Origin of the sequence: Rhodoferax sp. WC2427 (assembly GCF_040822085.1) — a bacterium.
Lineage (GTDB): Bacteria > Pseudomonadota > Gammaproteobacteria > Burkholderiales > Burkholderiaceae_C > Rhodoferax_B.
Genome location: NZ_CP162006.1, coordinates 3,042,075 through 3,054,591, shown reverse-complemented (window position 1 = coordinate 3,054,591; position 12,517 = coordinate 3,042,075). Strand labels below are relative to the sequence as shown.

Genomic DNA, 12,517 nt, shown 5'->3' with positions numbered 1-12,517 from the left:
AGTGGGGTTACCGTTTTTTGTTTATTTAGGTGCGGTAACGGTGACCAGGGCCGGGCGCAGCACGCGCTCCGAGATCAAATAGCCCTTTTGCAGCACGCTGACCACGGTGTTGGCTTCCTGCTCGGCAGGCACCACGCTGATGGCCTGGTGTTGGTGCGGGTCGAACTTGGTACCGGCAGCGGGGGCGATCTCGACGACCTTGTTGCGTTCCAGCGCACTTTTGAGTTGGCGCAGGGTGGCCTCGGCACCTTCGCGGATCTGGGCAGGCGTGCCGTCCTTGATGGCCAGCCCGGCTTCCAGGCTGTCGGCCACGGGCAACAGGCTTTCGGCAAAGCTTTCCAGGCTGAACTTGCGGGCCTTGGCGATGTCGTCTTCGGCGCGGCGGCGGGCGTTTTCGGCATCGGCCTTGGCGCGCAGGAACTGGTCGGCCAGATCGGCGCTCTTGGCCTTCAGTGCGGCCAGCTCGGCCTGGGCCATGGCCAGCGCTTCCACGTCGCTGGTGGCTTGCTCTTCGGAGGGGGCCATGCCGTCCAGGGGCTGGTGGTCGGGATTGGTGTTGTTGTCAGACATGTTCTGGAGGGTGAATGGAGTGAACCAGTTACGCAAACTTGTGCCTGCCCGGCCTTTTACAAGGGGGCGGCGAAGAAAAAATGGGCTGGCACGGCGGGGCCAGAAGCCCCGCCCAAGGAAGTTTCAGCCCTTGATGGCCAGCAGTTCCACGTCGAATTTCAGCGTGGCGTTAGGGGGGATCACGCCGCCCGCACCGCGTGCGCCGTAGCCCAGTGCGGCGGGGATGATCAGGGTGCGGGCACCACCGATTTGCATGCCGGCCACGCCTTCGTCCCAGCCCTTGATGACCATGCCTGCGCCCAGCGAGAACACGAAGGGGTCTTTGCGGTCCTTGCTGGAGTCGAACTTGGCACCTTGCACGCCGTCGTTGTAGAGCCAGCCGGTGTAGTGCACGGTGACGCTCTTGCCCTTGGTGGCGACATCGCCCGAGCCCTGGATGGTGTCTTCAAACTGCAGGCCGGAGGCGGTGGTGGTGAAAGCCATGTGTGTTCCTTGGAGTGTTTGCTATTTAAACAGTAGCTGCCAGCGCTCTAAGAATATGCGCTAGAGGCGTAAAAGAGGCTGAATTATGCCAGCCTGCCCGTGTGGTCCCCGTCGGGGCGGTCTGCCGGGTCCACGTGGGTCATCAGGTTCAGCACCGGGTGTTGCTGCAGCACCCGGCGGCGGGCTTCCACCGCAATGCCGTGCCCGGCTTCCACGGTAATGTCGGCGGCCACCACAATGTGCGCGTCGGCCACCAGCATGTCGCCCATGCGGCGGGTTTTCAGTTCATGCACGCCCAGCACGCCGGGGGTTTGGGCAATGGTGCGCCGGATGGCCTCCACCTCTTGTTCGTCGGCACCCCGGTCCATCAGGTCGTTCAGGGCATCCCAGCTGAAGGACCAGCCCATCTTGCCCACCATGCAGCCTACGATCAGCGCCGCAATCGGGTCCAGCAGCGGGTAGCCCAGCAGGTTGCCAACGATGCCGCAAGCCACCACCAGGGACGAGGCGGCGTCCGAGCGGGCGTGCCAGGCATTGGCCACCAGCATGCCCGACTTGACCGCTGTGGCCACCCGCAGCATGTAGCGAAACAGGCACTCCTTGGCCACCAGTGCCACCAGCGCTACCCACAGCGCCGACAGGTGCACGCTGGGGATGGTGTCGGGCTGCTCCAGTTTGGCCACCGCCGACCAGACCATGCCCAGGCCCACCGCCAGCAACAGCAGGCCCAGCGCCAGCGAGGCCCCGGTCTCGAAGCGCTGGTGGCCGTAAGGGTGCTCGGTATCGGCATCCTTGCGGCTGTGGTGGTTGGCCAGCAGCACGGCAAAGTCGGCCACCAGGTCGGACAGCGAATGCACCCCGTCGGCGATCAGACCCTGGGACTTGGCAAATACACCCACCAGGATCTGCACCGTGCTCAAACAGATGTTGACCGCCACGCTGACCCAGGTGCTCTTCGAGGCAGCCGTGGCCTTCTGGAGCGTTTGCTGGGCGCTGTCGTGTTCGTCTTCCGGGGGGAACGGGTTGCGCATGGATGCTCCTGATTATGTAGCTATCTTACAAGCCTACACCAGCGCCAACGCCCAATAAGGTCAATATGCCCATGACCAGGAAAATGGCGGCTGCAATGCGGTGGACGATGCGGGTCGGCATGCGTTCGGCGATTTTGTGGCCCAGCAGCACGGCGGGCACGTTGGCCAGCATCATGCCCAGCGTGGTGCCGGACACCACCGCCACAAAGTTGTGGTACTTGGCTGCCAGTGCGATGGTGGCAAACTGGGTTTTGTCGCCCATTTCGGCCAGAAAGAAAGCCACCAGTGTGGTGCCAAATACGCCAAAGCGGGCCAGCTTGGCATCTTCTTCATCGAACTTGTCGGGTACCAGCGTCCAGCCCGCCATGGCGATAAACGAGATGCCGAGGATCCAGCGCAGGGTTTCGGGGCCGACCAGGGAGGTGATCCACGAGCCGATGGCACCGGCAAATGCATGGTTGGCCACCGTGGCGACCAGGATGGCCGCAATGATGGGCCAAGGCTTTTTGAATTTGGCCGCCAGGATGAAGGCGAGCAACTGGGTCTTGTCGCCGATTTCTGCGAGAGCGACGATGCCTGTGGAGAGGAGGAAGGCTTCCATGGGTTTCTTTCTAGGCCAGAGCTGAGACGGATGACCACACCCCCTCCCGGCCAAACCGAGGTGGCATGGTCAAAGGTCTTGCCAAGAACGAACCGCTTGCACCATAGCCGAACGGCTAAGTATGTTGACGCAAGCCCCACCTAAGAGTGGGCGGCTACTCCCCAATGAACGGCGCAAGTTTACCCGACGAATCCGGGTAAACACTCAGACTGTGACCCAATCGCAGCCAAAAGCTGCCTGCGCCACGCCCAGTGTGACATTGGCGCAACCTTCGGCCCCGGCCAGGGCGGCCAATGCCAGCTCGGGCCGGTTGTTCTGTTCGCTCAGGTGCGCGGCCATGATGTGGCGCAGGCCGCCTGCGAACAGGGCCTGGGCAATCTCGGCGGCGGCGTGGTTGGCCAGGTGGCCGTAGAGGCCGCCCACGCGCTGCTTTAAAAACGGCGGGTAGCGCGAGGCGGCCAGCAGGTCGGGGTCGTGGTTGCATTCCAGCAGCAGGGCCTGGCAGCCCATCAGCTGCGCCAGCACATGGGGCGTGGCATGGCCCAGGTCGGTCAGGACGCCCAGGTGTGCGTCGCCCTGGCTGCAGCGCAGTTGCAGGGGCTCGCGCGCATCGTGCGGCACGGTGAAGGGCGTGAGCTGCAGGTTGCCCAGGTCAATGGTTTCCGTGTCGCGGGCAATGCGCAGCAGGCCGTCCAGGTCGGGGGAGTTGATGGCGGCATGGGTGCCGTGACTCATCCACACGGGGATGCGGTGGCGCACGGCCCACTGCGGCGCGCAGCCCACGTGGTCGCCGTGCTCGTGGGTGATGAAGATCGCGTCGATCTGCCCGGCCTGCAGGCCCGCCAGCGCCAGCCGCTGGTCGAGTTGCCTTTGGCCAAAGCCGCAGTCCACCAGCACGCGGGTCGTATGGGCACCGCTACGGGCTTCGACGATGGTGCCGTTGCCGGCACTGCCGCTGCCCAGGCTTTTGAAACGTAAGGTGCTTATTTCAGGTCGTCCGCAATGATCTGGACGATCTTCTTGGCGTTGTCAGACACTTCCGGTGCACCGGCGGCGTTCAGCACCGACACGGTGGTGGCCGTGCCTTCGGTGACCACGGCGATGCGGTACTGCAGCGGTGCGGAACCATTGTCCTTGCTGAACAATTTGGTGAAGAAGCCGGGCTGGATCTTGGTGGCATTGGGGGGCACGTAGCGCACGAAGTAGGTGCCTTTGCTGCGGTCCCGGTCTTCCACGGTGAAGCCGGTGCGGTCCAAGGTCAGGCCGACACGGCGCCAGGCGCGGTCAAAGCCGTCGTCCAGTTGCACGACCGGCTGGTTATTGATGGTGGCGATGCGGGCGTTGGCCTTGGCGATTTCGGGCTCCAGGGCGGTCTTGACCTGCGCGTCGTTGGCGCCCAGTTTCAGCATCAGGCGGCGCAGGAACTCGACTTCCAGCTCGGGGTCGGTGGGCCGGGGCTGCCAGATGGTCTGGTCTTTGGCCTGGCTGGTGTAGACCTCGACCATGCCGCGGTGGCTGATGTAGATCTCGGTGCCACCGGTGGCGGTGCGCTCCAGGCGGGTGCGGTATTTGTCGCGCTCACCGGTGGAGTACAGCGACTCGAACACCTTGCCGATGGTGCTGCGGATGATGTCCTGTGGCAGCTTGGCGCGGTTTTCGGCCCAGTCGGTTTCCATGATGCCCAGGCCGGCGTTGTCTTCGGTCAGCAGAAAACCGTTTTGCTGCCAGAAGTCGCGCACCGACCCCCACAGCTTGTCGGCAGGGCGGTTGACCACCAGCCAGCGCTGCGTGCCTGCACGTTCGACGCGGATGTCGCCCAGCGAGGTGGCGGCGGTGGGGGCGGCAGCGGCCACCTGGCCGACTTTGTAGTTGCTGGCGGTCACGGCAGCACCGGGCACCACGTAACGGGAGTCGCGGTTGAGCTGCGACAGGTCGGGTGGCACGTCCAGGCCCGGGCCTACGGTACCCGCGCTTTTGTAGTCGATTTTTTCGCTTTGCAGCACCGAGCAGGCACCCAGCGCCAGGCTCAGGCCCAACACTCCAACTTTCAATCCGGCTTTGGCAATATGGTTCACGTAGCGTTCCTAAAGGGGTTTACAGCAAGCCGCCGCTGCGCAAGGCATCTTTGACGGTGGTGTGGAATGGGGCCGACAACGGCGTCATGGGCAGGCGCAGCGTAGGGCCGCACAGGCCGAGTTCGGCCATGGCCCATTTCACGGGGATGGGGTTGGCTTCGACGAACAGGTTTTTGTGCACCGGCATGAGCAGGCGCTGGATCTCCATGGCGCGGCGGGTGTCCCCTGCCATGGCGGCCACGCACAGTTCGTGCATCAACCGCGGCGCCACGTTGGCCGTCACGCTGATGTTGCCCTGGCCACCGCACAGCATCAGTGCCACGGCGGTGGGGTCGTCGCCCGAATACACGGCAAAGCCCTGGGGCACGTCGCGGATCAGCCACTGGGCGCGTTCGATGTTGCCGGTGGCTTCCTTGATGCCGACAATGCCTGGCACCTGGGCCAGGCGCAAGACGGTGTCGTGCTGCATATCGGCGACCGAGCGGCCGGGCACGTTGTACAGCACCATGGGCAGGTCCACCGCTTCGGCGATGGCCTTGAAGTGCTGGTACTGGCCTTCCTGGGTGGGCTTGTTGTAGTAGGGCACGACCTGCAGATGGCAGTCGGCACCGACCTTTTTGGCGAAGCGGGTGAGTTCGATGGCCTCTGCGGTGGAATTGGCACCACACCCCGCCATGATCGGCACCCGGCCCTTGGCCTGCTCGACCGACACGCGGATGATCTCGCAGTGCTCTTCCACGGTGACCGTGGGCGATTCGCCGGTGGTGCCGACCACGCCGATGCAGTCCGTCCCCTCTGCAACATGCCAGTCGATCAGTTTGCGCAGGGTGGGGTAGTCCACGCTGCCGTCTTCAAGCATCGGTGTCACCAGTGCCACGATGCTGCCAGTAATGGGTGTCATATCCGCAGTCTCAAACGGGAAAATCGCCATTCTAACGAGGGTGTGTCAAGCGATTTGCCCGCTGGAAAAAACGATTTGCTATTTATTTGCTAGCTGCTTGCGCTTGTTCTATAAGCGCAAGAGGCCCATTTCATTCAGAAACAGGCCCAGAGCTGGTTGGCCAGCGCCACCAGGAACTCGGGGCGGGTGTAGAGCGCAAACACCCCGGCCAGCGCGGCCAGGGCGATGCACCACCAGACCAGGGGCTTGGCCATGGTGTCAGGCCCCCTGCGCCAGCGCACCGGCGCGGCGGATGGGGGCTTCTTTCACCGGCAGGTTCACCAGCCCGGCAAACACGCCCAGGGCGATGGCGATGTACCAGACCATGTCGTAGTTGCCGTTGCGGTCGTACAGGAAGCCGCCTAGCCACACGCCCATGAAGGAGCCGATCTGGTGGCTCAAAAACACAAAGCCGCTGAGCATCGACATGTGTTGGATGCCAAAGATCTGCGCCAGCGCGGCGTTGGTCGGCGGCACGGTGGACAGCCACAGCACGCCCATCACGGCGGCAAAGACGTAGACGCTGGCGGGCGACAGCGGCGCCAGCAAGAAGATGCTGATGGCCACCGCACGCGCAAAGTAGATGAACGACAGAATGGTCTTCTTCTGCATGCGCTGACCCAGCGTTCCCGCCGCATAGGTGCCAAACACGTTGAACAGACCGATCAGCGCCAGCGCATAGCTGGCCACCTGGGGCGACAAGCCCTTGTCGCGCAGATAGCTGGGCATGTGCACGCCGATGAACACCACCTGGAAGCCGCACACAAAATAGCCCGCCATCAGCAACTGGAAGCTGGGGTATTTGAAGGCCTCCTTGAGCGCCTCGCCAATCGTCTGGTCGCGCGGCACCGCGTGGGTGCCGCCAAAGCCGGGCTCGCGCAGGCCCCAGGCCAGGGGCATGATGAGCAAGGCCGCACCGCCCAGCACCACCAATGCCTGCTGCCAACCCAGCTGGCTGATCAGCAGCCCCTCGGTGGGCACCATCAAAAACTGCCCAAACGAACCCGCCGCCGCCGCGATGCCCATGGCCCAGGAGCGCTTGTTGGCGGCCACGTTGCGCCCGATCACCCCGTACACCACGGCATAGGTGGTGCCCGCCTGGGCCATCCCCAGCAGAACGCCCGCGCTCAGTGTGAACAGCAGCGGTGTGGACGCGTGCGCCATGCCGACCAGGCCCAGCGCGTACAACAAGGACCCCACCAGCATCACCTTGAAAGCACCCAGCTTGTCGGCCAGCATGCCTGCAAACACGCCGCTGATGCCCCAGGTCAGGTTCTGGATGGCGATGGCAAAGGCAAAGGTTTCGCGGGTCCAGCCCTGGGCCTGGGTGACGGGCTGCAACCACAGGCCAAAGCCGTGGCGGATGCCCATGGACAGGGTGACGATGGCACCGCCACAAATGAGTAATTGGGTGAGTGAAAGAGGATTTTTCTGTGCATTCATCCTACGACTGTACCCAGTTTGGCCGAAACCTTGGGCGTAACTGTGGTTGCATCCAGTGCTCTACAATCTAAAAAATATGGCCACCCAAAATCCTGCAATCCCCGCTGTCCCCGCCTATTCCGAAAGCTCAATCCGAGTCCTCAAGGGCCTGGAGCCCGTCAAGCAGCGACCGGGCATGTACACCCGCACCGACAACCCCCTGCACGTCATCCAGGAAGTGCTGGACAACGCGGCCGACGAGGCGCTGGCGGGCCACGGCAAGAAGATCCGTGTCACGCTGTTTGCCGACGGCTCGGTGGGTATTGAAGACGATGGCCGCGGCATCCCGTTTGGCATGCACCCGGAAGAAAACGCCCCGGTGATCGAGCTGGTGTTTACCCGCCTGCATGCGGGCGGCAAGTTCGACAAGGGCAAAGGCGGGGCCTACAGCTTCTCGGGCGGCCTGCACGGCGTGGGCGTGAGCGTGACCAACGCCCTGGCGCTGCGGCTGGAGGCCACCTCGTACCGCGAGGGTTCGGTAGCCCACCTGGTGTTTGCCGCGGGCGACGTGGTGCAGCCCCTGCTGGTGCGCAAGGCCGAGGCGGGCGACCGCAAATCTGGCACCAGCGTGCGCGTCTGGCCCGACCCCAAATATTTCGAATCCGCCGCCCTGCCCATGGCCGAGCTGACCCATCTGCTGCGCAGCAAAGCCGTGCTCATGCCGGGTGTCACGGTCACGCTGACCATCGAGAAAACCAAGGATGTGCAGACCTGGGCCTACAAAGGCGGCCTGCGCGACTACCTGACCCAAACCCTGAACGGCGAACCGGTGATTCCGCTGTTTGAAGGCGAAGGCTTTGCCGACAGCGGCCACGACACCTTTGCCGAAGGCGAGGGCGCGCAGTGGTGCGTGGCCTTTACCGAAGACGGCGCGCCCATGCGCGAGAGCTACGTCAACCTGATCCCCACCAGCGTCGGCGGCACCCACGAATCCGGCCTGCGCGACGGTCTGTTCACGGCGGTGAAAAGTTTCATCGAGCTGCATTCCCTGCTGCCCAAGGGCGTCAAGCTGCTGCCTGAAGACGTATTTGCCCGCGCCAGCTTTGTGCTCAGCGCCAAGGTGCTGGACCCGCAGTTCCAGGGCCAGATCAAGGAACGCCTGAACTCGCGTGACGCGGTGCGCCTGGTGTCCAGCTTTGTGCGGCCTACTCTGGAGCTGTGGCTGAACCAGCACGTGGACTACGGCAAGAAGCTGGCCGAACTGGCCATCAAGGCCGCCCAGTACCGCCAAAAGGCCGGGCAAAAGGTCGAAAAACGCAAGGGCTCCGGCGTGGCCGTCCTGCCCGGTAAGCTCACCGACTGCGAAAGCAAGGACCTGGCGCAAAACGAGGTGTTTCTGGTCGAGGGCGATTCCGCCGGGGGCAGCGCCAAAATGGGCCGCGACAAGGAAAGCCAGGCCATACTGCCCCTGCGCGGCAAGGTACTCAACACCTGGGAGGTGGAGCGCGACCGGCTGTTCGCCAACACCGAAATCCACGACATCTCGGTGGCCATCGGCGTAGACCCGCACGGCCCCAACGACACGCCCGACCTCAGCGGCCTGCGCTACGGCAAGATCTGCATCCTCAGCGACGCGGACGTGGACGGCTCCCACATCCAGGTGCTGCTGCTGACGCTGTTCTTCCGGCATTTCCCCAAACTGATCGAAACCGGCCACGTGTTTGTAGCCCGCCCACCGCTGTACCGGGTGGATGCGCCGGCCCGCGGCAAAAAGCCGGCCTCCAAAGCCTACGCGCTGGACGAAGGCGAACGCAGCGCCATCCTGGACAAATTGCGCAAGGAAGGCGTGCGCGAAGGGGCCTGGAGCATCAGCCGTTTCAAGGGCCTGGGCGAGATGAATGCCGAGCAGTTGTGGGACACCACCCTCAACCCCGACACCCGCCGCCTCTTGCCGGTACAGTTGGGCAGTGTTAACTTCGCCCAGACCGAAAGCCTAATCACCAAACTCATGGGCAAGGGCGAAGCCGCATCGCGGCGCGAGCTCATGGAGTTGCATGGCGATACGGTCGAACTCGACGTTTAATCTCAACGTCTTATCAATTTATGAATAAAAAAGGCCTTTACCGCTCAACCTGTATAGGTTTTCTGCTATTAATAGTGCAGCATGTAGCCCTGGCAGACGTGTGGGGCTATATCGACCCGCAGGGCGTGGCGCACTTTGCCACCGAGCGCACGGACGACCGCTACGAGCTGTTCTACAAGGGCAACGAGAGCTTTGACACCACCCAGGGCCTGAAGGCGGCCAGCGTGGATGGGGCGGCGGAGGTGCCCTCCGCGCCGCCCAAGCTGTTGGCTTTTTTTGATATTTCGCCCAGCTACAAGCTCGTCAAACAGCATCTGCGCGAGGCTTCCAGCAAGCTCAGCGTGGACTATGAGTTGTTGCAGGCGCTGATCGTGGCCGAGTCGGGCTTCAACAGCACCGCCGTGTCGCCCAAGGGCGCTGTAGGGCTGATGCAGATCATGCCTGCCACCGCCGAGCGCTATGGCCTGGTGGGCGATGCCAAGCTCAGCATCGAGCAAAAGCTGTTTGACCCCAAAACCAACATCCGTATTGGCGCACGCTACCTCAGCGACCTGATCCGCATGTTTCCCGGCCAGCTGGACCTGGCGGTGGCCTCGTACAACGCAGGCGAGGGCGCGGTGCAAAGGGCGGGCAACCGCATTCCCAACTACAAGGAAACCCAGGCCTACGTGAAAACCGTGCTCCAGCTCTACAACGGACTCAAGCCACCCGCAGCCTTGGCCGAACAGCGCCGCCTGCCTTCGCGTATCCGTATGGAGCTTTCGGGCGGTGCCGCGGGCCGGGGCAATCTGCCATCGGTGGCCGGTTTGCCCTGAGGTTTTTCGCTCTTGCGGCCTTGCATGCCGCTGTCTTTCTTTTTCTCTACCCTCCATGACCGACCAACCCGAACTGGATTTGCCAGAAGATCCGCCCTTGCTGCCGCCGGACGACACCCCTGAACCCGCGATGGACGACGACGGCCTGAGCCTGGCCAGCTACGCCCAGCGCGCCTACCTGGAATACGCCCTGAGCGTGGTCAAGGGCCGCGCCATTCCCGACGTGACCGACGGGCAGAAGCCGGTGCAGCGGCGCATTTTGTATTCCATGTCGCGCATGGGTTTGGGCTTTGGTGGTGCCAACGGGGCCACCGGGGCCAAACCGGTCAAGTGTGCCCGCGTGGTCGGCGATGTGCTGGGCCGCTTCCACCCGCACGGCGACCAGGCGGCCTACGACGCCCTGGTGCGCATGGCGCAGGACTTCAGCCAGCGCTACCCGCTGATCGACGGCCAGGGCAACTTCGGCAGCCGCGACGGCGATGGTGCCGCCGCCATGCGCTACACCGAGGCCCGCCTGGCGCGCATCACCAGCCTGTTGCTGGACGAAATCGACGAAGGCACGGTGGATTTCGTGCCCAATTACGACGGCTCCACCCAGGAGCCGCAGCAGTTGCCCGCCCGCCTGCCGTTCAATTTGCTCAACGGTGCCAGCGGCATCGCCGTGGGCCTGGCCACCGAAATCCCCAGCCACAACCTGCGCGAGATTGCCGATGCCTGCGTGGCGCTGATCAAGACCCCGCAGCTGAGCGAAGAAGAACTGTTTGCCATCGTGCCCGGCCCGGACTACCCCGGTGGCGGCCAGATCATCAGCAGCAGCGTCGACATTGCCGACGCCTACCGTACGGGGCGCGGCTCGCTCAAGGTGCGGGCCCGCTGGAAGATCGAAGAACTGGCGCGCGGCCAGTGGCAGCTGGTGGTCAACGAGCTGCCACCCGGTGTCAGCACCCAGCGGGTGCTGGAAGAAATCGAAGAACTCACCAACCCGCGCATCAAGTCCGGTAAAAAGGCCCTGAGCCTGGAGCAAACCCAGCTCAAAGCCTCGGTGCTGTCGGTGCTGGACGTGGTACGCGACGAATCGAACAAGGATGCAGCGGTGCGCCTGGTGTTCGAGCCCAAGACCAGCCGCACCCAGCAGCAGGAGCTGATCACCGCGCTGCTGGCCCACACCAGCCTGGAAACCTCCTCGCCGGTCAACCTGACCATGATCGGGCTGGACGGGCGGCCGATGCAGAAGTCGCTGCGGCAGATGCTGCAGGAATGGATCGCCTTTCGCCAGACCACGCTGCAGCGGCGCAGCCAGCACCGGCTGGACAAGGTGCTGGAGCGCATCCACATCCTGGAGGGGCGGCAGCTTGTGCTGCTCAACATCGACGAGGTGATTGCCATCATCCGCCAGGCCGACGAGCCCAAGGCGGCGCTGATTGCGCGCTTCAACCTGAGCGACCGGCAGGCCGAGGACATCCTGGAAATCCGCCTGCGCCAACTGGCCCGGCTAGAAGCCATCAAGATTGAGCAGGAGCTGAAAACCCTGCGCGAAGAGCAGGCCAAGCTGGAAGAGCTGCTGGCCAACCCCACCGTGCTGCGCCGTTTGATGGTCAAGGAAATCGAGGCCGATGCCAAGATTTTTGCCGACCCGCGCCGCACCCTGATCCAGGCCGAGAAGCGCGCCGTGGTCGAAGTCAAGGTGGTCGATGAGCCTGTGACCGTGGTAGTTTCGCAAAAAGGCTGGGTCCGGGCTCAAAAGGGCTGGGCCAAGGAGGGCGGGGCCGAATACAGCTTCAAATCCGGCGACGCGCTGTACGGCACTTTTGAATGCCGCAGCGTGGACACCCTGCTGGTGTTTGGCACGGCCAAGGACAAGGTGGGCCGTGTCTACACCGTGCCCGTGGCCTCGCTGCCTGGCGCGCGCGGCGATGGCCAACCGGTCACCACCCTGATCGAGCTGGAAAGTGGCACCCAGGTGGCGCACTACTTTGCCGGGCCGGGCAGCGCCACGCTGCTGTTGTCCAGCTCGGGCGGCTACGGCTTTTTGGCCACCGTGGACGACATGCAAGCCCGCAACAAGAGCGGTAAGGCCTTCATCACCGTGGGCGAGGGCGAGACGGTGAACCCGCCGTCCCACGCCAGCGGCTCCAGCGGCAGCCAGCCGGTGCTGCCTGCCACCCACGTGGCCTGTGCCTCCACCGGCGGGCGGATTCTCACTTTTGAGATTTCTGAGCTGAAACTGCAGCCCAAGGGCGGGCGCGGCCTGATGCTGATTGCGCTGGAAGATGCCGACACCCTGGCCGGTGCCGCGGCCTACACCCGCAGCATCCGCATCGACGGCGTGGGGCGTGGTGCCAAGCCCCGCTCCGAGACGCTGGAGATCCGCAGTTTGAACAATGCCCGGGCGGTGCGCGGGCGCAAGGGCAAGCTGGCCGACCTGGGCTTTAAACCGGGCAGCGTAACGCGGGTCGAATAGGTCTTTCTAAGGGTGTTCAGGCTATTTCCTGGTGGG

General features: G+C 63.9%; 11 protein-coding genes and 1 riboswitch. Of the genes, 3 read left to right on the top strand and 8 right to left on the bottom strand.

The window, feature by feature from the left end; translation table 11 throughout:
* Positions 1-21: 21 nt before the first annotated feature.
* From grpE to AB3G31_RS14370, 8 genes are all read right to left on the bottom strand, one after another.
* On the bottom strand, positions 22-570 hold the full coding sequence (gene grpE, locus AB3G31_RS14405; RefSeq protein ID WP_367846769.1) for a nucleotide exchange factor GrpE: 549 nt from the start codon (positions 568-570) through the stop codon (positions 22-24).
* A 123-nt stretch (positions 571-693) separates the two neighbouring features.
* Positions 694-1,053 carry an FKBP-type peptidyl-prolyl cis-trans isomerase gene (locus tag AB3G31_RS14400; RefSeq protein WP_092758500.1) on the bottom strand — a complete coding sequence of 120 codons (360 nt, stop codon included), beginning with the start codon at positions 1,051-1,053 and terminating at the stop codon, positions 694-696.
* An 83-nt stretch (positions 1,054-1,136) separates the two neighbouring features.
* A complete protein-coding gene (locus AB3G31_RS14395; RefSeq protein WP_367846768.1) occupies positions 1,137-2,084 on the bottom strand; it encodes a cation diffusion facilitator family transporter in 948 nt (315 codons plus the stop codon).
* A 25-nt stretch (positions 2,085-2,109) separates the two neighbouring features.
* A complete protein-coding gene (locus tag AB3G31_RS14390) occupies positions 2,110-2,685 on the bottom strand; it encodes a TMEM165/GDT1 family protein (RefSeq protein WP_367846767.1) in 576 nt (191 codons plus the stop codon).
* 1 nt (position 2,686) lies between these two features.
* Positions 2,687-2,860: riboswitch (yybP-ykoY riboswitch) on the bottom strand.
* 29 nt (positions 2,861-2,889) lie between these two features.
* Entirely contained in the window at positions 2,890-3,672 is a 783-nt protein-coding gene (locus tag AB3G31_RS14385; protein WP_367850355.1) for an MBL fold metallo-hydrolase, read from the bottom strand.
* Complete coding sequence (gene bamC, locus AB3G31_RS14380) at positions 3,669-4,760, bottom strand: outer membrane protein assembly factor BamC (RefSeq protein WP_367846766.1); 1,092 nt, start codon at positions 4,758-4,760, stop codon at positions 3,669-3,671. The genes AB3G31_RS14385 and bamC overlap by 4 nt, the downstream gene beginning before the upstream one ends.
* A 19-nt stretch (positions 4,761-4,779) precedes the next feature.
* A complete protein-coding gene (gene dapA, locus AB3G31_RS14375) occupies positions 4,780-5,661 on the bottom strand; it encodes a 4-hydroxy-tetrahydrodipicolinate synthase (protein WP_367846765.1) in 882 nt (293 codons plus the stop codon).
* Between the two features lie 258 nt (positions 5,662-5,919).
* Positions 5,920-7,143: an MFS transporter gene (locus AB3G31_RS14370; protein ID WP_367846764.1), complete on the bottom strand. Its 1,224-nt coding sequence runs from the start codon at positions 7,141-7,143 to the stop codon at positions 5,920-5,922.
* Between the two features lie 76 nt (positions 7,144-7,219).
* Here AB3G31_RS14370 and AB3G31_RS14365 point away from each other — a divergent pair, with 76 nt between their 5' ends.
* From AB3G31_RS14365 to parC, 3 genes are all read left to right on the top strand, one after another.
* Positions 7,220-9,205 (top strand): DNA topoisomerase IV subunit B, encoded by a 1,986-nt coding sequence (locus AB3G31_RS14365; protein ID WP_367846763.1) that lies wholly within the window; start codon positions 7,220-7,222, stop codon positions 9,203-9,205.
* Between the two features lie 20 nt (positions 9,206-9,225).
* Complete coding sequence (locus AB3G31_RS14360) at positions 9,226-10,020, top strand: lytic transglycosylase domain-containing protein (RefSeq protein ID WP_367846762.1); 795 nt, start codon at positions 9,226-9,228, stop codon at positions 10,018-10,020.
* 130 nt (positions 10,021-10,150) lie between these two features.
* A complete protein-coding gene (parC, locus tag AB3G31_RS14355) occupies positions 10,151-12,481 on the top strand; it encodes a DNA topoisomerase IV subunit A (protein WP_367850354.1) in 2,331 nt (776 codons plus the stop codon).
* Positions 12,482-12,517: the final 36 nt, after the last annotated feature.